The sequence below is a fragment of the Kitasatospora herbaricolor genome, from assembly GCF_030813695.1.
Taxonomy (GTDB): Bacteria; Actinomycetota; Actinomycetes; order Streptomycetales; family Streptomycetaceae; genus Kitasatospora; species Kitasatospora herbaricolor.
This window is the reverse complement of sequence record NZ_JAUSVA010000002.1, coordinates 4,903,811-4,924,735: the sequence shown is the minus strand read 5'-3', so window position 1 is coordinate 4,924,735 and position 20,925 is coordinate 4,903,811. Positions and strand designations below refer to the sequence as shown.

Sequence of the window (20,925 nt, the reverse complement as noted above, 5' to 3'; positions counted from 1 at the left end):
TCAGGGGGACCGGGGCCCGGGACGCAGGGGCACCGGAGCACCGGAGCACCGGAGCACCGGGGCCTCAGGACGCCACCCGCAGCCGGGCGCCGTCCCGCCAGGTGAGGATCTTGTCGAAGCTGACGATCGCACCGCGCAGCGGGTGGTTGCGCAGCTGGACGTGATCGGTGAGGGCGTGGATGAGGAAGAGCCCGCGGCCGCTCTCCGCCCCGAGGTCGGGGAGGGTGTCCGGGTCGACCGTCCGCAGCACCGGGGCGGGGCGGCCGGACGGGAAGGCCCCGGACGGGAGGACGTGCGTGTCGTACGGGGCCGGGGCGCCGGCCGGCCGGGTGCGGTGGGCGGTCAGGGCCGCGGCCGGCAGCGAGGCACGGCCCCGGCGGGTGCGGCAGCGGACGGCGGGCCTGGTGGTGGCGCCGGCCGGCCGGCCGGGCCGCCGGGGCGGGGCGGGCGGCGGCGCCGCGGGCAGCCCGGGCCCCGAGTCGGTGACCTCGATCCGCAGGCGGTCGCCGCTGATCGAGGCGGTGACCTGGAACTTCTCGTCCGGGCAGCCGGCCGCCGCGTGTTCGACGGCGTTGGCGCAGGCCTCGGTGAGGGCGACGCCGAGGTCGTAGGAGACCTGCGGGTCCACCCCGGCGCTGTCCATGGCGCCGAGCAGGAGGCGCCGGGCCAGCGGAACGCTGGCCGGGTCGCGCTTGAGGTGCAGAGTCCACCAGATGTCCACGGGAGGTCCCTCCTGGCTGCGGCTCCACATGGTGCAGTTATCTCCTGGCCGTCCGGCGGCGAACCGTCCCGACGGCAAGCCATCACTCTTTCGGGGGATGGACGGGGGCCCGGGTGTATGCCGAGCGGCGCACGGAAGCGCCCGCGCGCCGGGGCCGAACGGGCTATTCGTCAGCCAATCCCTCCGCGCCGACCGCCCCGCCGACCGGCGGGATCCGGCCGCCACCCCACGGATTTCCGGCCGCCGGAAGGCCGAATTCCCACCCTCCCCCTTGGCGCCGGGGGCTCGGTGAGATGATGTCCCGGCCATGACTGACCACCCCGCCACCGCGCACCCGGGTGCCGCCGTACCGGATGCCCCGGTCCGGGCGGCCGCCTGGGATCTGCGGTTGGCACGGGCCCTGCCGTTCGCCCTGGTCTGCACGCTGGCGGCGGCCGTCGGGCACGCCGCGTCCGGTGGTGGGAACGTCGCCCTGCCCGCCCTGGCGGGGGGCTTCGCGGCGGTGCTCGCCCTCGCCGCCCTGCTCGGCGGGCGGGAACGCTCGCTGGCCGGCATCGCCGGCGCCCTCGGGGCGGGCCAGCTCGGCCTGCACGTCCTCTTCCACGGCACCGCCGCCCACGCCACGTCGATGGCCGGCATGACGCACGGCGGCACCGGCCCGATGACGGCGCCGCAGCTCGCCGTCCGGCTGCTCTGCAACGAGGCCCACCCGGGCACCCTCGCCGGCCTGCCCGGCGGCACCACGGCGGAGCAGGTGATCAGCAACGCCGGTCTCGACCCGGCGGCGTACGCGGCCGCGCCCTGGTGGCAGGACGGCCTGTTCGGCCTGACCCCGGGCATGTTCGCGGGCCACCTCGCCGCCGCCCTGGTGGCCGGCTGGTGGCTGCGGCGCGGCGAGGCGGCGCTCTGGCGGCTGCTGCGGATCACCGCCGCCGCCGCGAAGGAGCTGGCGACCCCGCTGCGGACGGTGCTGGCGCTGGTCGCGGTGCTGCTGACCGGCCTGCTCGGCACGCCCGGCGGCACGGTGCGCCGGACCGGCGCCGGTACGGGGAACCTGCGGCTGCCGGTGGCGGCCGCACTGCGGCACAGCGTGGTCAGGCGCGGTCCGCCGACGGTGGCCTTCGCGCACTGACGGGCCCGCCGCGAGGACGGCCGCCCGGGTGCGCACACGGAGCCGTACCCATGGAGCGGTACGGCTGTCCGGCCAACCCCACGGCGCGGTCCGCCCGTGGTGCGGGAGCCCCCCGTGCCCGTTCGCGGCCCGCCCTCCTCCGATCGGAGACCCACAGCCATGCGTTCCACTCCTGCCCGCCGTATCGCCGGTATCGCCCTCGCCACCGCCGCCGGCGTCGTCGCCCTGGCCGGCCCCGCCTTCGCCCACGTCACCGTGCAGCCCGGCAACGCCCAGCAGGGCGGGTACACCGCCGTCGACTTCCGGGTGCCGAACGAGAGCGACACCGCGAGCACGGTGAAGCTGGAGGTCAGCCTCCCGATGGACCACCCGCTGGCCTCGGTCCGCACGCTGCCGCTGCCGGGCTGGACCGCCACCCTGGAGAAGTCCAAGCTCGACAAGCCGATCAAGGTGCACGGCAGCGACGTCAACGAGGCCGTCTCGAAGATCACCTGGACCGCCGACCCCGGCACGAAGATCGCCGCCGGGCAGTTCCAGGAGTTCCGGGTCTCGCTCGGCCCGCTGCCCACCGACACCGAGAGCCTGACCTTCAAGGCCCTGCAGAGCTACGACAACGGCGAGGTCGTCCGCTGGATCGACGAGGCCAAGGAGGGTCAGCCCGAGCCCGCCAAGCCCGCGCCCGTGCTGACCCTCACCAAGGCCCCCGCGGCCGCCGGCGCTTCCCCGGCCGCCGACGGGCACCACGCCGAGGCCACCGCCTCGCAGGACTCCGCCGCCAAGACGAGCAGCTCCACCGGCGACTCCACCGCCCGGGTGCTCGGCGTGGTCGGCATCGTCGTCGGCGTGATCGGCGCCGGCGTCGGCTTCCTCGGCCTGCGCCGCAAGGGCGACAGCGCCGCCTCCTGACCCTCCCCCCGGCCCCGGCCGGGAGGTCCCCGCGTCGGCCGGGCCGTACCCACCTCGTACGGCCCGGCCGGTGAGACCAGCGCGCACGATCGGAACCAGCAATGTCTCGTACCACCACGCGTACCCGCGCCGCCCGCCACGGCGCACCCCGGCTGCTCGGCGCGGCCGCCGTCGCCCTGACCGCCGCCCTCGCGCTCACCGCCTGCGGCTCCGGCGGCCAGGCACCGGCCGGCCCGGCGAAGGTCTCCAAGGAGGCCAAGGACTCCCCGTACGAGGGGACGGTGCTCAGCAAGCACTTCGACAAGCCCGACCTGGTGCTGAACGACACCGACGGCCGGCCGTACGACCTGCGCAAGCAGACCGCGGGCCGCAGCACCCTGCTGTTCTTCGGCTACACCAGCTGCCCGGACGTCTGCCCCACCACCATGGGCGACATCGGCGTGGCCATGCAGAAACTCACCCCCGAGCAGCAGCAGAAGGTCGACGTGGTCTTCGTCTCCACCGACCCCCAGCGGGACACCCCCCGGGTGCTGCGCACCTGGCTCGACTCGATGGGCAAGAACTTCACTGGCCTCACCGGGGACCTCGACAAGGTCAAGGCCGCCGCGAAGACCCTCGGCATCCTGGTCGAGGACCCGGTGGTCAACAAGGACGGCAGCGTCACCTCCACCCACGGCGCGCAGGTGCTGGCCTTCCTGCCCGACGACAAGGCGCACCTGCTCTACCTGAGCGCCACCTCGGTGCAGACCTACCAGCACGACCTGCCGCTGCTCGCCCAGGGGGTCCCGGCGTGAGCAGCCGCTCCTTCCGGACCACCGCCATCACCGGCGCCGTGGTGGCGACCGTGCTCGGCGCGGGGACCATCCTGGTCGCCTGGGGGCCGGGGCACGGCGGAGCGGGCGGCGCCGCCCGGCTGAGCATCGCCGACCCGTACATCCCGCTGCCGGCCGGCGGCGCGATGGCCGCCGGCTATCTGACCGTGCGCAACGCGGGCGGCAAGGACGAGCTGGTCAAGGTGAGCAGTCCCGGGGCATCCTCGGTCACCATGCACCGCTCGACGGAGACCTCGATGGAGAGCGCCGGACCGCTGGCCGTCCCGGCCGGCGGCGCCCTGGAGCTCGCGCGGGGCGGGACCCACCTGATGATCATGGGGTGGTCGAAGCAGCCCGCCCTGGGTGACGTCATCGAACTCGACCTGACCTTCGCCAAGTCCGGCACCATCGCCGTCCGGGTGCCGGTCAAGCCGCTCACCTACCGGCCCGGTCAGCAGGACTCAGGAAACTAGGGGATTCGCCAGATGCTGAAGGCCAGCCACCGCAGGCTCACCGGACTGCTCGGGGTTCTCGGCGCGCTGCTCGCGCTGATGGTCGCCGGGGCCGGGCCCGCCTCCGCCCACGCCGCGCTGCAGTCCACCGACCCGGCGCAGAACTCGGTGCTCGCCACCGCGCCCGGCTTCGTCACCCTGACCTTCAGCGAGAGCGTCTCGCTCTCCGGCGACTCGGTCCGCGTCCTCGACCCGGCCGGCCGGCCCGTCGACACCGGCAACCCCGGGCACGCCGACGGCCGGGAGAACACCGCCCGGGTCGGCCTGAACAGCGGGCTCGCGGACGGCACCTACACCGTCGCCTGGCGCGCCGTCTCGGACGACTCGCACCCGGTCGGCGGCGCCTTCACCTTCTCCGTCGGCGCCCCCTCGGACACCTCGGTGTCCGCCGGCGCGCTGCAGGAGGCCAAGGCCGACAGCCTGGTCGCCGCCCTCTACGGCACCGGCCGCACCGTCGCGTACGGCGCCTTCGCGCTGCTGATGGGCGCGGCCGGGTTCGTCCTGCTCTGCTGGCCGGCCGGCGCGGCGGTGCGCACGGTGCAGCGGCTGCTGATGACCGGCTGGGTCGCGCTGCTGCTGTCCACCATCGCGGTCCTGCTGCTGCGCGGGCCTTACGAGCGCGGCTCGGGCCTCGGGCAGGCCTTCGACCTCTCGCTGGTGCGCGCCACCCTGGACGAGCGGATCGGTACCGCGCTGGCCGCCCGGCTGCTGCTGCTGGCCACCGCCGGCGTGTTCCTCTCCCTGCTGGTCGGCCAGCTCGGCGGCCCGGTGCCGGCGAAGGCCGGCGGCGACCCGGAGCCGGGCCCTCGCCAGCCGGCCGACGCCGGCCGCGACAGCGGCAGCGGCAGCGGCAGCGGCAGCGGCAGCGGCAGCGGCAGCGGCAGCGAAACCCACGAGGACGCCGACGAGGACGAGCTGCGCCGGCTGGAGGAGCGGGCCGCCGAGCGGCCGCAGCGGGAGGCCCGGATCGGCCTCGGGGTCGCCGGGGTGCTGCTGGCGATCGCGCTCTCCGCCACCTGGGTCGGCGCCGACCACGCCTCGGTGGGCATCCAGGTCTGGCTGGCCCTGCCGTTCGGCATCCTGCACCTGATCGCGATGGCCCTGTGGCTGGGCGGCCTGGCCACCCTGCTGGTCGGGCTGCGGCACGGCCTCGGCGCGGCGACCGCCGACCGCTTCTCGAAGATCGCCTTCGGTTCGGTGGCGGCGCTCACGGTGACCGGCGTCTACCAGTCCTGGCGCGGGCTGGGCAGCTGGAACGCACTGGTCGACACCGAGTACGGCCGGCTGCTGCTGATCAAGGTCGGCTGCGTGGGCGCGATGCTCGGGGTGGCCTGGATCTCGCGTTCCTGGGTGGCCCGGCTGCGGACCGCCGGCGCCGAGCAGGCCGCGGCGGCGGAGCCGGCGACGGCCGGGGAGCCGGCTGCCGTCGCGGCGCGGGACGACGCCGAGGAGCGGGACGACGCCGAGGAGCTGGTGGCGGCCGGCGCCGCGGCGAGCGGCGCGACCGCACCCGTGGACCCCGTCCGGCGGGCCCAGCTGGAGCGCCAGCGGGCCGCCCGCAGCAACGCCGGCCGGGAGCGGGACTTCACCCCGGCCAAGGCCGGCCTGCGGCGCTCCGTCCTGGTCGAGGCCGGGGTGGCGGTCGCCGTCCTGGTGGTCACCACGCTGCTCACCAACTCCCCGCCCGGCCGGGTCGCCCGGGCCGTCGGGGCGGGCGCCGACCGGCCCGCCGCATCCGCCCCGGCGGGCGGCGCCGCCGGTGGGGCGCAGGCACCGCAGACCGTGCCCGGGCAGACCATGGAACTGAAGCTGCCCTACGACACCGGCGGCCGGACCGCCAACGCCAAGGGCACCGCCACGGTCACCCTCAACCCGGCCCGGGCCGGGGCCAACGAGGTGCACCTCAAGCTGGACGGCCCGGACGGCCGGCCGGTCGAGGTGCCCGAGGTGCAGCTCGCCTTCACCCTGCCGGACCGCGACCTCGGACCGCTGCCGGTCGCCCTCACCGCCGAGGGCACCGGACGCTGGGCGGGCACCGCGCAGCTGCCGCTGGCCGGCAACTGGGTGGTGTCGGTGGTGGTCCGCTCCTCCGACATCGACCAGGCCACCGAGACCAAGTCCCTGAAGATCGGCTGAGCATCATGAACAGCACCACCGGCCCGGGGGCGGGCACCGCCGCGGGCTTCTCCCGGCGCGCGCTGCTGGGCGGCGCCGGGGCCGGGCTGGTGGCCGGCGCGGCGGGCGGCGCGGTGCTCGGCCGGGCCACCGCGGCCGCGTCCGCCCCCGCCGGACCGGCGGGCAGCGGGGCGCTCGGCGCCGGACAGGTGCCGTTCCACGGGGCCCGGCAGGCCGGCATCGTCGAGCCGCAGCAGGCCAGGGTCCACCTCGCCGCCTTCGACCTGCTGCCCGGCGCCGGCCGGGCGGAGCTGCGGACGCTGCTCCGGCGCTGGTCCGGGACGTCCGCCCGGCTCGGCCGGGGCGAGCCCGCCGACGAGTACGAGAGCCGGATCGCCGCCGACGCCGGCCCGTGCTCGCTGACCGTCACCTTCGGCTTCGGCTCCACGCTCTTCGACAAGGCCGGGCTGGCCGAGCACCGCCCCCGGGCGCTCGACCCGCTGCCGGACTTCCCCGAGGACGCCCTGGACCGGGCCCGCAGCGACGGCGACCTCTGGGTGCAGATCGGCGCCGACGACGCCCTGGTGGCCTTCAACGCGCTGCGGGTGCTCCAGCGGCAGGCCGCCGGCACCGCCGCCCAGCGCTGGCAGATGACCGGCTTCGGCCGCACCCCCGGCGCCACCGCCCGCCCGACGACCGGCCGCAACCTGATGGGCCAGGTCGACGGCACCAACAACCCGCGCCCGCAGGACCCGGACTTCGCCGCGAAGGTGTTCTGCGGCGCCGACGAGCCCGGCTGGCTGGCCGGCGGCTCGTACGTGGTGCTGCGCCGGATCCGGATGCTGCTGGACAACTGGGACAACCTCCCCGAGGACCGGCAGGAGCGCGTGATCGGCCGGCGCAAGTCGGACGGCGCCCCACTCTCCGGCGGCGGCGAGCACACCCCCGTCGACCTGGCCGCGCAGAACGCCGACGGCACCCTCGCCGTGCCGGCCGACGCCCACGTCCGGGTGGCCGCGCCGGCGTCCAACGGCGGGGCGGCGATGCTGCGCCGGGGCTTCTCGTACCACGACGGGATGCTGCCGGACGGCTCCCCCGACGCCGGGCTGCTCTTCCTGGCGTTCCAGGCCGACCCCCGGCGCGGGTTCGTCCCGGTGCAGCGCAAGCTGGCCCGCGGGGACGGCCTCTCCCGCTTCCTGCGGCACGAGGCCAGCGGCCTGTACGCGGTGCCGCCGGGCGCGCCGGAGGGCGGCTACGTGGGCCAGGCCCTGCTGGAGGGCTGACCGGCCGGCTCCGGACGCCGGACGCCCGGGCACGGCCCGGGCCGGAGGTTCGCGTTCCCACCATGCGGATGCTTCGTTGCCCGGTCCGGGGAGTGACTAAGGTGGCAAGCCTGGTACCGCTCTGCAACACCCTGCGCAAAGACCCTGCGCGGCACCCTTTCTCGCACGGAGGCGGCAATGTCGGCCACCCGCTACACCTACCTCGGGCCCGAGGGCACCTTCACCGAGGCGGCCCTGCGGACCCTGCCCGAGGCGGGGACCCGGGAGCTGGTGCCGCTGACCTCGGTGCCCGCCGTGCTGGACGCGGTGCGCGAGGGGCAGGCCTCCGGGGCGTTCGTGCCGATCGAGAACTCCGTCGAGGGCGCCGTCACCGCGACCAGCGACGAACTGGCCTCCGGCACGCCGCTGATGATCTACCGCGAGGTGCTGCTGCCGATCTCCTTCGCACTGCTGGTGCGGCCCGGGACGACGCTGGACGACATCAAGACCGTCACCAGCCACCCGGTGGCCCAGCCGCAGGTGCGCAAGTGGATCGCCGCCCACCTGCCGGACGCCCGCTGGGAGTCGGCCGCCTCCAACGCCGACGGCGCCCGGCTGGTCCAGGAGGGCCGTTTCGACGGTGCCTTCGCGGGCGAGTTCGCGGCGGCGCTGTACGGCCTGGAGCCGCTGGTCAAGGAGATCCACGACGCCGAGAACGCGACCACCCGGTTCGTCCTGGTGGGCCCGCCCGGCCGGGTCTCCTCGCCGACCGGCCTGGACAAGACCTCGATGGTGGCCTGGCTGCCGGACGACCACCCGGGCGCGCTGCTGGAGCTGCTGCAGGAGTTCGCGGTGCGGGGTGTCAACCTGATGCGGATCGAGTCCCGCCCCACCGGCGAGGGACTCGGCAACTACTGCTTCCTGATCGACTGCGAGGGGCACCTGGCCGAGCGCCGGGTGAGCGAGGCCCTGATGGGGCTGAAGCGGATCTGCCCGCAGGTGCGCTTCCTGGGCTCGTACCCGCGCGCGGACCGGCAGCCCTCCACGTACCAGCGGCCGGGCACCACGGACAGCGACTTCACGCGGGCGGCGGACTGGCTGTCGCGCTGCCTGGACGGGCGCGGCGAGGCCTGAGGGCGTCCGGCCGGGCCCCGGGCGCGGCGGGCTGCCACCGGCGGGCTGTCACCGGCGGGCTGCCACCCGCCGGTCGTCGGACGGCGACCGGACAGCCACGTCCCGACGCCGGCCGGTCGCAGTGCCAGTGCTGGATCATTTGTGATCGACAGTGACCGAATTTCGTCGCTTTTCGACACGCGGGGAGTTCACCCGTCCGGTCGCCACACCCTCCGGACGGCCCGGACGGTCGGGTCGACCGCCGCTCGCGGGGTGCCGTCGCGCACGTCCGGGGCGCGTCGTCCACAGGCCCGCCGGGCGGCGCCGGCTGTCCACAGCTATCCACAGGCGGCCTGTGGTATCCACAGCCCGGAGTTATCCACAGGCCCGGGGGTTAGTCGACATAACGGTATAGCCACTGGCAGTCCTGGTCAGATCATCGGTTAGCGCCGCAGAGTTGACTAATCGGACCGGAGTCACCCTTGTGCCATCAAATCACCCGTCCGAGCGGACCAATTCCCTCGCCCGAGAAGGTTGAATGAGGTTTGAAACCTCAATTCCTCAGTGGATCTCCAGAAGACCCTTGAGTTCTCCACGATCCACAGGCGCTCACCGCCACCTGTGGACAACCGCCCTCCGAGAGGTTCTCCACCGGAGTTATCCACAGGATCGGGGCGGTTATCCCCAGCCGGAACCACCGGGCGCCGAGGGCCCCGGACCGCGCCCCGCGACCACCCTGCGGCCCCGCGACCTGCGGCCCCGCCGACGGCCCGGCGCATGGTGCCAGAGAAACGGACGGAAAGCGACATATCCGGATGACCGCTCGCAGGACCTCCCCGATCCGGCGAAAGGCGTGAATCCCCCGGCCCGGACGCCCCGGCGCCGGAAGGAACCGGACCCGGAGGATTCAGGTCCGGCCGCGCCGCCCCGGGCGTGATCCGGCCGGCCGCGCCCGGGCCGGCCGGGCACCCGCCACCCCCGGCGGGTAAACCGGTACCGATGCCCAGGCCCCGTCCCGGTAGGCTTGGCCCCGTGATTGACCTTCGCCTGCTCCGTGAGGACCCAGACCGAGTGCGCGCCTCGCAGCGCGCCCGTGGCGAGGACGTCGACCTGGTCGACGCCCTCCTCTCCGCCGACGAGCGGCGGCGGTCCTCCGGCACCCGCTTCGACGAGCTGCGCAACGAGCAGAAGACGCTCGGCAAGCAGGTCGCCAAGGCCCAGGGCGAGGAGAAGACCGCCCTGCTCCAGCGCACCAAGGCGCTCGCCGAAGAGGTCAAGGCCGCCGACGCCGAGCAGAGCGCCGCCAAGGAGGAGGCCGACGGCCTCGTCCGCCGGCTGGCGAACCTGATCGACCCGGCCGCGCCGATCGGCGGCGAGGAGGACTTCGTCACCCTGGAGGAGATCGGCACCCCGCGCGACTTCGCGGCCGAGGGCTTCGAGCCCAAGGACCACGTCGAGCTGGGCCAGATCCTCGGCGCCATCGACACCGAGCGCGGCGCCAAGGTCGCCGGCTCGCGCTCCTACTACCTGACCGGCGTCGGCGCGCTGCTGGAGCTCGCCCTGGTCAACATGGCGATCGCGCAGGCCGTCGCGGCCGGTTTCACCCCGATGATCACCCCGGCCCTGGTCCGCCCGGCCGCCATGGACGGCACCGGCTTCCTCGGCCAGGCCGCCGAGAACGTGTACTACCTGGAGGACGACGAGCGCTACCTCGTCGGCACCAGCGAGGTCCCGCTCGCGGCGTACCACATGGACGAGATCATCGACGCGGACAAGCTCCCGCTGCGCTACGCCGGCTACTCCTCCTGCTTCCGCCGCGAGGCCGGGACGTACGGCAAGGACACCCGCGGCATCATCCGGGTGCACCAGTTCGAGAAGGTGGAGATGTTCGTCTTCACCACGCCGGAGGAGGCGCAGGCCGAGCACCGCCGCCTGCTCCAGTGGGAGAAGGACTTCCTCAACGCGCTGGACCTGCCGTACCGGGTGATCGACCTCGCCTCCGGCGACCTCGGCTCCTCGGCCGCGCGCAAGTTCGACATCGAGGCCTGGGTCCCGACCCAGGGCAAGTACCGCGAGGTCACCTCCACCTCGAACTGCACCGAGTACCAGGCCCGCCGGCTCTCCATCCGGGTGCGCGAGGAAGGCAACAAGGTCCGCCCGCTGGCCACCCTGAACGGCACCCTGGTCGCCGTCCCGCGCGTGATCGTGGCGATCCTGGAGAACCACCAGCAGGCCGACGGCTCGGTGGTGGTCCCGGAGGCGCTGCGGCCGTACCTCGGCGGGCGCACGGTGCTGGAACCCGTCAAGTAGCCGGTCCGCCGCGCGGACCTGCCGCGCGGCCCCCGCACGCAAGCAACTCCCGGGAGACGCAAGGCCCATGAGCACCGTCAACGCCGCCTCCGTCTCCCCCGGTGGCGACCTGCCCTTCCGGCTGGTCGCCACCGACCTCGACGGCACCCTGCTGAACACCGCCGAGACCGTCTCAGCCCGCAACCGCGCCGCGCTGGCCGCCGTGACCGCCGCCGGGGCCGCGCACATCATCGTCACCGGCCGCTCGGCCGGCTGGGCCCGCCCGGTCTTCGACGAGATCGGCTACACCGGCATAGCGGTCTGCGGGCAGGGCGCCCAGGTCTACGACGCGGGCGCGCACAAGCTGCTCACCTCGCTGACCCTGGACCGCCGGCTCGCCGCCGTCGCGATCGCCAAGATCGAGGCCGAGACCGGCACGCTGGCCGTCGCCGCCAACCAGGACGGCCTGGACGGCCAGGTGCTGGCCGGCCCCGGGTACGCGCTGCAGATCGGCGCCGACCTGCCGATGGTCGACGTGACCGCCGACGAGCTGCTGAGCACCCCGGTCAGCAAGCTCTACATCCAGCACCCCTCGCTGACCGACGACGGCCTCGCCGACATCGCCCGCCAGGTGGCCGGCGACCTGGTCGGCGTCGTGATGGCCGGCCCCGGCATCGTGGAGCTGCTCCCGCTGGGCCTGAGCAAGGCCACCGGCCTCGCCGTGGCGGCGCGCCGCCTCGGCCTGCGCGCGGCCGACACCGTCGCCTTCGGCGACATGCCCAACGACGTCCCGATGTTCGGCTGGGCCGCGCACGGCGTCGCGATGGCCAACGCCCACGAGCAGTTGCTGGCCGTCGCCGACGAGGTCACCGTGAGCAACGACGAGGACGGCGTGGCCGTCGTCCTGGAGCGGCTCTTCCCGGGAGCCTGACGCCGCGGCCCCGGGCGCCCGGGGCCCCTCGGCACCCGGCCGGCGCGGCCGCGGCGGGCCCCGCGAACGTGATCGTCACCACCCGGATGCCGTTCTCCCAGGAAGAGTTTGTATGCTCCGCTGAAGCTCCATGCCCAGGCCGGAGCTCTGTAGGAGGTATCACCGAGAGCACCGCCGGTGCGCTCGGCGGCTCCTGCGGATTCTCGTCCGTGCAACCTGGGGGCGTTCTCGATCGTCTCTTTGGGTGCGGTGCTCCTTTGCACACGGCGCTCTTCGGGTGCGGTGCTCCCAGGGGCAGTGCGAGGTGCTGCTTCCGCCGGTGAAAGGTACGCGCATGTCAGGCCAGTGGGACGAGAGCCCCTACGGGGGCGACGGGCAGTGGCGCGACGACACGACGACGGACGGTGCCGTGCGCACCACCCAGGCCGGCGCGGGCGTACCCGCCCCGAGGACCGGGGGCCGGGCCGAGGCGCGGCGGGCGGCGCAGGGGCGCGGCGGGCGCGGCGGCTCCGGCGGGGGCAGGACGGCGGGCGGCGGGCGCGGCAGGAAGCCCCAGCGCAACAAGAAGAAGTACATCGCCTGGACGGCGGCCGGCGCGATGGTCCTGATAGTCGCCGCGGGCGGCGCGCTGTACCTGAAGATCAACGGCAACATCAAGACCTTCGACTCCGACGCGATCAGCGCCGACCGCCCGCCCGAGACGCAGGCCGACGCCAACGGGAACAAGCCGGTCAACGTGCTGCTGATCGGGTCCGACAGCCGCAGCGGCAACAACAGCGACCTCGGTGGCGGCGACGAGGGCGGGGCCCGCTCGGACACCACGATCCTGTTGCACGTCTACGCCGACCACAAGCACGCCGTCGGCATCTCGATCCCCCGCGACGCCCTGGTCACCGTTCCGTCCTGCAAGCTCCCGAACGGGAAGTGGACCAAGGAACTGACCAACCAGATGTTCAACTCGGCCTTCTCGGTGGGCAACTCCGAGGAGGGCAACCCGGCCTGCACGCAGAACACCGTGGAGAAGCTGACCGGCATCCGGGTGGACCACACCATCGAGGTCAACTTCGAGGGCTTCGCGGCGATGACCGCCGCGGTGAACGGCGTCGACGTCTGCCTGCCGAACGCCATCTACGAGAACGACCTGAACGAGAAGCTGCCCAAGAAGGGCGCCGAGGTCTTCAAGAAGGGCCCGCAGACCGTGCAGGGCAAGCAGGCGCTGGACTACGTGCGGCTGCGGCACGGCATCGGCGACGGCTCCGACGTCGGCCGGATGAAACGCCAGCAGGCTTTCATGGGCTCGCTCATCTCCAAGGTGAAGAAGCAGGGGCTGAGCCCCACCACGCTGCTGCCGCTGGCCGACGCGGCCACCAAGTCGATGACCGTCGACCCCGAGCTCAGTACCGCGGACAAGCTGCTCTCCTTCGCCCTGTCGATGAAGAACATCGACATGCACGACCTGAAGTTCATCACCACGCCCTGGGCCTTCAGCACCGCCCACGAGGGCCGGATCGACCTGGTCCACCCCGCGGTGGACAACCTGTGGGCCACGCTCAAGGCGGACCGCACCATCGACGGCCAGGACGCCACCGGCCAGCAGCCGGACGCGGCCGCCCCGGCCGCCCCTGCCACCACGGCGGCGCCCGCTCCGGCCGCGCCCGCCCCGGCCGCCGACACCGACGGCACCGGCATCAAGGTCGCCGTCTACAACGGCACGACGGCGGCCGGCATGGCCGGCAAGGCGAGCGAGACCCTCAAGGGCGCGAAGTTCACCGTCACCAAGGTCGCCACCGCCTCCTCCACCAACCACACCAGCACCGTGGTGGAGTACGGCCCCGGCATGAAGGCCAAGGCGGACAAGGTGGCCGCGCTCTTCCCGGGGGCCACCACCGTGACGACCAGCGCCCCGGGCATCAGCCTCGTCCTCGGCAAGGACTACGCGGCCGCCAACGCCACCACCGTCACGCCGGGCAGCGCCGCGACCCCGACCGAGCCGCCGCCGCTGCCCACCAGTGTCACCGCGGAGGCCCGCTCGGCCGACGACGACATCTGCGCCAACACCACGTACGGCGCCGGCGGCTGAGCCCGGCCACCGCACGGGAACGGGTGTGCCCGCCGGGTGACGACCGGCGGGCACACCCGTTCCCGTGGAAGGCGGCCCGGGTCAGAGGGCCGAGCGGACCCAGCCGTCGACCAGCGCGGTGAGGTCCTGGTCCGCGGCGGAGTGCTCCACCACGTGCGTCCGGATCACGTCGCCGCCGCCGTGGCCGAAGACGCCGCCGCGCTTGTCGGCCTCCAGCACGACCTCGACCCGGTGCGGGCCGGCGATGAACGTCACCTCGACCGAGTTGCAGGCGTGCGCGTACTGCGGCGCGGCCGAGAACTCGATCTCCTGGTAGAACGGCAGGCTCTGGCCGGTGCCGCGGATGTGGCCGGCCTCCAGGTCGGCGGAGCGGAAGCGGAAGCCGAGCGCGAGGAAGGCGTCCAGCAGCCGGCGCTGGACGGGCAGCGGCTCGACGTCCAGCGGGTCGGAGTCGCCCTTGTCGAGGGCTCCGCTGACGTCCACCTCGGTGCGGACGCCGAGCGCCATGCCGGACAGCCGCTGCCCCGCGACGGCGGTCACCGGGGTCTCGTACGGCACCGGGAAGGCGAACGGGATGCTGCGGTTCTCGCCGGGGGCGAGGTGCAGCGGCGGGGTGACGGAGAAGCGGGCGAACGGGTACAGCCCGGTGCTCTCGCCCTCCTCGTGCTCGATCTCCACCCGGGCGACCAGGGTCAGCGTGATGCCGGCGATGTCGGCCGGGACGGTGCCGCCGGTCAGGTTGACCTGCCCCTGGAGCAGTCCGCCGGGCAGCACCACGGGGGTGGACAGGACGGTGTCGACGCCGGGGCCGCCGACGCCGAGGGCGCCGAGGAGCTTCTTGAACACCATGCGGGTGCTCTCCTTGGGTGTGGGATCCGCACGGGTGCGGGCTCGGGGCGGATACAGGTACGGGTAAGGCTTCGGTGGTCGCGGGCCCGCCGGTGGGGCGGACCCGCGCGGGCGGGGCCGCGGTCGCGGGGCCGTGGTCGCGGGGCCGATCGGAGGAACGCCGCACGGTAGCGGGCGGTTCCCCGCCCCGCCGGAAACGGGTTGTAGGATGACCGGACAAGTAGTTGTAGGATGACTGCTGGACCGGGCGCCTCCCCACCGGAGCGGGCCCGCGACACCGCCGCGACCGACCCGAGGGACCCATCGTGACCAGCGCGAACGACAGTCTGCAGGCCGCCGGCAAGCGTTCTCTCGTGGACGCCACCATCGAGCAGCTGCGCGAGCAGCTCGCCGCCGGCAGCTGGCCGGTCGGCACCCGGATCCCCACCGAGCACGAGCTGGCCGAGCGGCTCAAGGTCGGCCGCAACACCGTCCGGGAGGCCGTCCGGGTGCTGGTGCACGCGGGGATGCTGGTCACCCGCCAGGGCGAGGGCACCTTCGTGCGCAGCAGCAGCGACCCGGCCTCCGTCCTGCGCGGCGTCCAGCGCTCCGGCGTCCGCGACGTGCTGGAGGTCCGCGCCGCGCTGGAGACCGAGGCGGCCCGGCTGGCCGCGCTGCGGCACACCCCCGAGGACATCGTCCGGATGCGGGCCGTCCTGGCCCGCGAGGCCGAGGTGATCGCCTCGCACCCCGAGCGGGCCGGCCGCGAGGCCACCGTCGAGCACGACCTGGAGTTCCACACCGCCGTGGTCGAGGCCGCCAACAACCCGGCACTGACCGAGGTGTACCGCTACTTCGGCGCCTCGGTCCGCGAGTCGATGCGGACGGCCTTCGGCGACCACGAGATGCCCGAGGTGGTGGTCGCCACCCACGAGGCGCTGGTGGACGCCATCGAGAGCGGCGACCCGGACCGGGCCGAGGCCGCCTGCCGGGCGCTGCTGGACGAGCCGATCGCCGCCGTCGAGCAGCTCCTCGCCAGCATCGCCGCACGGAAGTGACCCGAGGGGCGCCGCCCCCGACCGCTTCCCCGCACCCGCACCTCAGAAAGAGCCCCGTTCCATGGCAGTCACCCGTGCCCGGCAGCCGCTGGTCACCCCCGCGCTCCCCGTCCGCAGCCGGCTCGCCCACCCGGCGCTGCTGCTCACCGGCATCCTGCTGGTCGCCCTCAACATGCGGGCCTGCCTGGCCGCGATCTCCCCGATGGTCGGCGAGATCCAGCAGACCTTCGGCCTCTCCTCCACCGCGAGCGGGCTGATCACCACCGTGCCGGTGCTGTTCCAGGGCCTCGGCGCGCCCCTCACCCCCCGGCTGACCCGGCGCTTCGGCACCGAGCGGGTGGTGCTCGGCGCGGTGCTGGTGCTCGGCGCCGGCGTGCTGCTGCGGGTGCTGCCGTCGATCGCCGCGCTCTACGGGGGCTGCGTGGTGATCGGGGTGGCGATCGCCGTCCTGAACGTCTCGCTGCCGGGCCTGGTCAAGCGGGAGTTCCCCGCGAAGGCGGCCACCATGACCGGCGTCTACTCCACCACCATGCTGGTCGGCGCGACCCTGGCGGCCGGCGTCTCGGTGCCGCTGGAGAAGGCGCTCGGCGGCGGCTGGCAGGCCTCGCTCGGCGCCTGGTCGGTGCTGGCGCTGGTCGCCGCGGTGGCCTGGCTCCCGCAGGTCCTGCGCTCGCGCCAGGAGCGGGCCGTGGTGGCGGCGGCCCCGGCCGGCCGGCCGATCGACGGGATCTGGCGCTCCCCGCTGGCCTGGCGGATCAGCCTGTTCATGGGCATCTCCTCGCTGCTGGTCTACACCCTGGTCGCCTGGCTGCCGACGATCCTGGCCGACCACGGCATGGACCGCGGCGAGGCCGGCCTGGTCTTCGCGTTCAGCAACCTGGTCCAGGTGGCGGGCGCGTTCCTGGTGCCGCTCGCAGCCGGCCGGATGACCCGTCAGCGCGGCCTGGCGGTGGCGATGGCCGGCCTGAACGCGATGGGCATCGCCGTCCTGCTGCTCGCCCCGGTGTCCGGCGCCTGGGTGTCGGCCGCCGTGCTCGGGATCGCCCAGGGCGGCTCGCTGGGCCTGGCGCTCGCCTTCATCGTGCTGCGGACCGGCAGCGCGGCGGGCGCCGCCCAGCTCGGCGGCATGACCCAGGCGGTCGGCTACCTGGTGGCGGCGGCCGGCCCGGTCGGCGCCGGCGCCCTGCACCAGCTGACCGGCAGCTGGACGACCCCGCTGGTGCTGCTGCTGGTGCTGGCGGGCGTGGCCGCGGTGGCCGGCTGGGGCGCGGGCCGCAACCGCACGCTCTGAGCGGTCGGCGTACCACCTCGCCGGCCGGACGCGGATCGGGCCCGGGCAGGACTGCCCGGGCCCGATCCGCGTCCGTGGGCCGATGCGGCCGATGCGGCCGATGCCGGCGCTCTCAGTCCTCCGCGGCCAGCGTCAGCCCGGCCAGCTTCACCGAGGCGAGCACGGTGGCCGCCACCGTGACCAGGACCAGCAGCGGGACCGCCACGCCCAGCGCCACGTCCGCCGTGATCGCGCCCTCGCCGGCCACCGCCTCGGCCACCGACAGGCCCCACTGCTGGATGCTCAGCGTCCGGGCGCCCTTCACGAAGTTGCCGATCAGGCTCTCCCAGACCAGCGCGTACGCCAGGCCCGCCACCACGGCGTGCCGGGTGACCACGCCGAGCAGCAGGAACAGCGCGCTGTACGCGGCGCCGGAGACCAGGGTGGCGACGGTGAAGGCGAGCGCCAGGTCGTCCTTCGTCCCGTACAGGATCAGCCCCGCGACGAAGGTCGGCACGGCCGTGACGGCCCAGGTGATGCCGACCGCCACCGCCAGCTTGGTGGTGATGATCACCCGGCGCGGCAGCGGCTTGGACAGCAGGTAGACGATCGAGCCGTCGTCGATCTCGGTGGCGATCGCGCCGGTGCCGACCACCAGGCCGAGGATCGGCAGCAGGGTGCCGAGCGACAGCTGACCGAGGATCTTGACGGTCAGGTCGTGCTTGTCCCCGTCGCTGTTCGCCGCGATCACCGAGATGATCAGCAGCAGGGCGGGGACGACCAGCAGCAGGAGGCCGCGGCGGCGGCCCAGCAGGCCGCGTACGGTCAGCCTGGCGACGGTCGTGTTCACGGTGATCGGCCTTCTTTCGGTGACCGGGTCGGTGCCGGGTCGGGGCGGGCGGGCGGCGCCGGGTCCGGCCCGCTTCGGGGCGGACCGGCCAGGGAGCGGACCGGCTGACGGGCGGACCGGTTCAGGAGGAGACGAGGTAGGAGAAGACGCTCTCCAGCGACTCGTCCGCCGGGGAGACGGTGTACAGCCGGATGCCGGCCTCCTGGGCGACCTTCGGCAGCAGGGTGGTGAAGCCCTGGAAGTTGATCGCCTGGATGCGCAGCGCCTTCTCCTGCCGGTCCAGCTCGATGCCGGCCGTCGAGCCGTCGGCGATCAGCGCGGCGGCGAGCCTGCGGTCGTCGCTGGAGCGGACCAGGTAGCGGTGCGGGCGGTCGGTCATCAGCCGGCGGATCCGGCGGAAGTCGCCGGAGGCGGCGTGCCGGCCGGCCACCACGACCTCGATGTGCCGGGCCAGCTGCTCGACCTCCTCCAGGATGTGCGAGGAGAACAGCACCGTACGGCCGTCGGCGCCGAACCGGCGCAGCAGCTCCATCAGCTGCAGGCGCTGGCGCGGGTCCATGCCGTTGAACGGCTCGTCGAGCAGCAGCACGGCCGGCTCGTGGACCAGCGCCGAGGCCATCTTGACCCGCTGCTTCATGCCCTTGGAGTAGGTGCCGGTCCGCCGGTCCTGGGCGTACGCCATCTCCACCAGGCCGAGCGCCCGGTCGGTGGCGGCGCCCGGGTCGGCCAGGCCGTGCAGCTCGGCGTTGGCGAGGACGAACTCCCGGCCGGTCAGGACGTCGTACATGGACTCCCGCTCCGGCACGAGCCCGATCTGCCGGTAGACCTCCTGGTTGCGCCAGATCCGGGTGCCGTCCAGGGTGACCGCGCCGGCGGAGGGGGCGAGGAAGCCGCTCATCATGTGGATGAGGGTGGACTTCCCCGCGCCGTTGGGGCCGAGCAGACCGGTGACGCCGGGGCCGATCGTCATGCTGACGTCGTTGACGGCGACCACGTTGCCGAACCAGCGGGAGACCTTGTCGATGGTGATGGTGGCCATGGCGCCCTCTCGAATAGTCGGGTCGGTCAGATGCCGCGGTAGCGGCGCCGGAGCAGCCCGTACGAGCCGGCCACGATGACGGCCGCCTCCAGGGCGAACACGGTGACGCCGAGGGCGCCCGGGGCGTGCAGCTCGCCGGCCGAGCCCAGCCCGAAGAGCCGGTTGACCAGGCCCTCCACCAGCCAGCCCGGCGACAGCAGGCCGACCCAGTTCGCGGACTCCGGCGGCACCGGGCCGTCCAGGCCGCCGGCGATGCCGAGGATCACGATCGCGATGCCCTGGCTGACCACCAGGAACCCCATGATCGCCGCGACCCCGAAACCGCGCCGGGGCGTGCTCGCCGCGATCAGCAGGCCGACCGCCGAGTACACCAGGGCGTACAGCACGGCCGCCGCCAGCCCGTACAGGAAGTGCGCGGTGTTGTGGCCGAAGGGCATCCCGCCGAGCACCGCACCGAGGTAGAGCACCACCATCGGGGCGGTCATCAGCAGCATCATCGCGACGGCCATCGCGCCGAACTTGGCGCGGACGTAGTCGCCGCGGGTGATCGGCCGGGAGAAGTAGAGCGGGACGGTGTTGTAGCGCAGGTCCCGGGACATCAGCACCGGTGCCTGGGCCGCGACGAAGAGTTCGACGACCAGCCCGAGGGCGCTCGGGTAGCTCGGGTAGTCCAGCGGCAGCTCGCTCCGGTCCTGCACGATCGCGAGGGCCACGATGACCACGGCCGGCAGCGTGAGCACCGCCAGCACGAGCATCGGCAGCACCTTGGAGCGGCCGGAGCGGCCGAGCCCGTAGGCGGCGCGCAGGCCCTGGGTGAACAGCGAGCGGGTGGCGTAGCCGCGCCCCAGGCGCGGACCGGTGTAGCCGCGGTAGCCGATGTCGTGGATGACGCCGGTCTCGGCCGTCCTCGTCTCAGGAGGCAGCGACATCTGCGGTACCTCCCTCGGGTGCGTCCGCCGGCCCGGCGGCCGGGGCCTCGTCCGTGAAGATCTCGGCGACCCGGTGGCGGCGCTGTTCCAGCCGCACCAGGCCGAGGCCGAGGCCGGCCACGGTGTCGCGGATCGTGTCGTAGGTGTCGTCGTTCCCGATGCCGACCAGCAGCACCCGGGGACCGTCCGCGCCGACCGTCAGCCCGGCGGCGGCGAGCCGCTCCCGGACGGCCTCGGCGGCGTCGTACGAGGCGTCGTCCGGGTGGTCCGTGACCTCGACCGCGAGCACCTGGGTGGCCTCGGTGAAGGACGCGGTGGAGGAGGAGCGCAGCAGCCGGCCGCCGTCGATCACCACCAGGTGGTCGCAGGTCCGCTCCAGCTCGCCCAGCAGGTGGGTGGTGACCAGGACGGAGATGCCGAAGTCGGAGTGCACCCGGCGGATCAGGGCGAGCATGTCGTCCCGGCCGACCGGGTCGAGGCCGTTGGTCGGCTCGTCCAGCAGCACCAGCTGCGGGTCGTGGACCAGGGCCTGGGCCAGCTTCACCCGCTGCTTCATGCCCGTCGAGTAACCGCCCATCGGGCGGTAGCGCTCCTCGTACAGGCCGACGTGGCGCAGCGTGTCGGCGGTCCGTTCGCGGGCCGCGGCGGCCGGCAGGCCGGCCATCCGGGCCATGTGCACCACGAACTCGGTCGCCGACACGTCGGGCGGCAGGCAGTCGTGCTCGGGCATGTAGCCGACCCGCTCGCGGATCGCCGATCCCTCGGTGGCGATGTCCAGGCCGAGGACCTGTCCGGTGCCCGAGGTGGCCGGAGCCAGTCCGAGCAGGATCTTGATGAGTGTGGACTTGCCCGCGCCGTTCGCCCCGACCAGGCCGACCACCCCGGGCTGCACCTCTACGGTGAGCTGATCGAGGGCGGTGACCCGGGGGAACCTCTTGGTGAGGCCGTCCGTCTTGATGACAGTGGACACGCTCACAAGGTAGTGGCCGGGGGCCGCGCTGGACATGGGCTGGAATGACGACCCTTTGCGGTACTCCGGGATGACGACGGCCCGCCCGTCCCCTAGGGGGCCGGACCG

The 20,925-nt window shown here is 74.0% G+C and carries 18 protein-coding genes; 12 read left to right on the top strand and 6 right to left on the bottom strand.

The window, feature by feature from the left end; genetic code table 11:
• Positions 1–64: 64 nt before the first annotated feature.
• Positions 65–721, bottom strand: a complete 657-nt coding sequence (locus J2S46_RS21915; RefSeq protein WP_191288369.1) for an ATP-binding protein — start codon at positions 719–721, stop codon at positions 65–67.
• A 307-nt stretch (positions 722–1,028) separates the two neighbouring features.
• On the opposite strand from J2S46_RS21915, the gene J2S46_RS21910 reads away from it, so the two are divergent.
• The 10 genes from J2S46_RS21910 to J2S46_RS21865 all read left to right on the top strand — a co-directional run bounded on the left by J2S46_RS21910 (position 1,029) and on the right by J2S46_RS21865 (position 13,873).
• Entirely contained in the window at positions 1,029–1,853 is an 825-nt protein-coding gene (locus J2S46_RS21910) for a hypothetical protein (protein ID WP_229912180.1), read from the top strand.
• A gap of 159 nt (positions 1,854–2,012) precedes the next feature.
• The gene (locus J2S46_RS21905; protein WP_191288370.1) at positions 2,013–2,759 is read left to right on the top strand and encodes a YcnI family copper-binding membrane protein; all 747 of its coding nucleotides are present in this window, start codon (positions 2,013–2,015) and stop codon (positions 2,757–2,759) included.
• A gap of 101 nt (positions 2,760–2,860) precedes the next feature.
• The gene (locus J2S46_RS21900; RefSeq protein WP_191288371.1) at positions 2,861–3,553 is read left to right on the top strand and encodes an SCO family protein; all 693 of its coding nucleotides are present in this window, start codon (positions 2,861–2,863) and stop codon (positions 3,551–3,553) included.
• The gene (locus J2S46_RS21895; protein WP_191288372.1) at positions 3,550–4,044 is read left to right on the top strand and encodes a copper chaperone PCu(A)C; all 495 of its coding nucleotides are present in this window, start codon (positions 3,550–3,552) and stop codon (positions 4,042–4,044) included. Before J2S46_RS21900 ends, J2S46_RS21895 begins: the two co-directional genes overlap by 4 nt.
• Positions 4,045–4,056: 12 nt before the next feature.
• Positions 4,057–6,219: a copper resistance CopC/CopD family protein gene (locus J2S46_RS21890; protein WP_191288373.1), complete on the top strand. Its 2,163-nt coding sequence runs from the start codon at positions 4,057–4,059 to the stop codon at positions 6,217–6,219.
• Between the two features lie 5 nt (positions 6,220–6,224).
• Positions 6,225–7,481 (top strand): iron uptake transporter deferrochelatase/peroxidase subunit, encoded by a 1,257-nt coding sequence (gene efeB / locus J2S46_RS21885; protein ID WP_191288374.1) that lies wholly within the window; start codon positions 6,225–6,227, stop codon positions 7,479–7,481.
• Between the two features lie 177 nt (positions 7,482–7,658).
• Entirely contained in the window at positions 7,659–8,594 is a 936-nt protein-coding gene (gene pheA, locus J2S46_RS21880) for a prephenate dehydratase (protein WP_190209072.1), read from the top strand.
• 1,011 nt (positions 8,595–9,605) lie between these two features.
• On the top strand, positions 9,606–10,883 hold the full coding sequence (serS, locus tag J2S46_RS21875; RefSeq protein ID WP_191288375.1) for a serine--tRNA ligase: 1,278 nt from the start codon (positions 9,606–9,608) through the stop codon (positions 10,881–10,883).
• Positions 10,884–10,950: 67 nt separating this feature from the next.
• Positions 10,951–11,793: an HAD family hydrolase gene (locus tag J2S46_RS21870; RefSeq protein WP_191288376.1), complete on the top strand. Its 843-nt coding sequence runs from the start codon at positions 10,951–10,953 to the stop codon at positions 11,791–11,793.
• A gap of 334 nt (positions 11,794–12,127) precedes the next feature.
• A complete protein-coding gene (locus J2S46_RS21865) occupies positions 12,128–13,873 on the top strand; it encodes an LCP family protein (RefSeq protein ID WP_191288377.1) in 1,746 nt (581 codons plus the stop codon).
• 81 nt (positions 13,874–13,954) lie between these two features.
• Here the strand turns inward: J2S46_RS21865 and J2S46_RS21860 are convergent, their stop codons facing one another.
• Positions 13,955–14,722 (bottom strand): sporulation protein, encoded by a 768-nt coding sequence (locus J2S46_RS21860; protein ID WP_191288378.1) that lies wholly within the window; start codon positions 14,720–14,722, stop codon positions 13,955–13,957.
• 305 nt (positions 14,723–15,027) lie between these two features.
• Here J2S46_RS21860 and J2S46_RS21855 point away from each other — a divergent pair, with 305 nt between their 5' ends.
• Together J2S46_RS21855 and J2S46_RS21850 are read left to right on the top strand one after the other, a co-directional pair.
• The gene (locus tag J2S46_RS21855; RefSeq protein ID WP_229912181.1) at positions 15,028–15,759 is read left to right on the top strand and encodes a FadR/GntR family transcriptional regulator; all 732 of its coding nucleotides are present in this window, start codon (positions 15,028–15,030) and stop codon (positions 15,757–15,759) included.
• Positions 15,760–15,820: 61 nt separating this feature from the next.
• On the top strand, positions 15,821–17,050 hold the full coding sequence (locus J2S46_RS21850; protein ID WP_191288379.1) for a CynX/NimT family MFS transporter: 1,230 nt from the start codon (positions 15,821–15,823) through the stop codon (positions 17,048–17,050).
• 112 nt (positions 17,051–17,162) lie between these two features.
• On the opposite strand, the gene J2S46_RS21845 is transcribed toward J2S46_RS21850, so the two are convergent.
• From J2S46_RS21845 to J2S46_RS21830, 4 genes are all read right to left on the bottom strand, one after another.
• Positions 17,163–17,879, bottom strand: coding sequence for an ABC transporter permease (locus J2S46_RS21845; protein WP_191288380.1), 717 nt, complete (start codon positions 17,877–17,879; stop codon positions 17,163–17,165).
• 121 nt (positions 17,880–18,000) lie between these two features.
• On the bottom strand, positions 18,001–18,918 hold the full coding sequence (locus tag J2S46_RS21840; RefSeq protein ID WP_191288381.1) for an ABC transporter ATP-binding protein: 918 nt from the start codon (positions 18,916–18,918) through the stop codon (positions 18,001–18,003).
• Between the two features lie 26 nt (positions 18,919–18,944).
• Positions 18,945–19,847, bottom strand: a complete 903-nt coding sequence (locus J2S46_RS21835) for an ABC transporter permease (RefSeq protein WP_191288382.1) — start codon at positions 19,845–19,847, stop codon at positions 18,945–18,947.
• Positions 19,831–20,853 carry an ABC transporter ATP-binding protein gene (locus tag J2S46_RS21830; protein WP_191288383.1) on the bottom strand — a complete coding sequence of 341 codons (1,023 nt, stop codon included), beginning with the start codon at positions 20,851–20,853 and terminating at the stop codon, positions 19,831–19,833. Before J2S46_RS21830 ends, J2S46_RS21835 begins: the two co-directional genes overlap by 17 nt.
• Between the last annotated feature and the right edge of the window lie 72 nt (positions 20,854–20,925).

What these genes read in the sequence shown, in the direction of transcription:
- J2S46_RS21910 (WP_229912180.1), top strand. Translation starts at nt 1,029, where the DNA reads ATGACTGACCACCCCGCCACCGCGCACCCGGGTGCCGCCGTACCGGAT.
- J2S46_RS21905 (WP_191288370.1), top strand. Translation starts at nt 2,013, where the DNA reads ATGCGTTCCACTCCTGCCCGCCGTATCGCCGGTATCGCCCTCGCCACC.
- J2S46_RS21900 (WP_191288371.1), top strand. Translation starts at nt 2,861, where the DNA reads ATGTCTCGTACCACCACGCGTACCCGCGCCGCCCGCCACGGCGCACCC.
- J2S46_RS21890 (WP_191288373.1), top strand. Translation starts at nt 4,057, where the DNA reads ATGCTGAAGGCCAGCCACCGCAGGCTCACCGGACTGCTCGGGGTTCTC.
- efeB (WP_191288374.1), top strand. Translation starts at nt 6,225, where the DNA reads ATGAACAGCACCACCGGCCCGGGGGCGGGCACCGCCGCGGGCTTCTCC.
- pheA (WP_190209072.1), top strand. Translation starts at nt 7,659, where the DNA reads ATGTCGGCCACCCGCTACACCTACCTCGGGCCCGAGGGCACCTTCACC.
- J2S46_RS21870 (WP_191288376.1), top strand. Translation starts at nt 10,951, where the DNA reads ATGAGCACCGTCAACGCCGCCTCCGTCTCCCCCGGTGGCGACCTGCCC.
- J2S46_RS21865 (WP_191288377.1), top strand. Translation starts at nt 12,128, where the DNA reads ATGTCAGGCCAGTGGGACGAGAGCCCCTACGGGGGCGACGGGCAGTGG.
- J2S46_RS21860 (WP_191288378.1), bottom strand. Translation starts at nt 14,722, where the DNA reads ATGGTGTTCAAGAAGCTCCTCGGCGCCCTCGGCGTCGGCGGCCCCGGC.
- J2S46_RS21850 (WP_191288379.1), top strand. Translation starts at nt 15,821, where the DNA reads ATGGCAGTCACCCGTGCCCGGCAGCCGCTGGTCACCCCCGCGCTCCCC.
- J2S46_RS21840 (WP_191288381.1), bottom strand. Translation starts at nt 18,918, where the DNA reads ATGGCCACCATCACCATCGACAAGGTCTCCCGCTGGTTCGGCAACGTG.
- J2S46_RS21835 (WP_191288382.1), bottom strand. Translation starts at nt 19,847, where the DNA reads ATGTCGCTGCCTCCTGAGACGAGGACGGCCGAGACCGGCGTCATCCAC.
- J2S46_RS21830 (WP_191288383.1), bottom strand. Translation starts at nt 20,853, where the DNA reads ATGTCCAGCGCGGCCCCCGGCCACTACCTTGTGAGCGTGTCCACTGTC.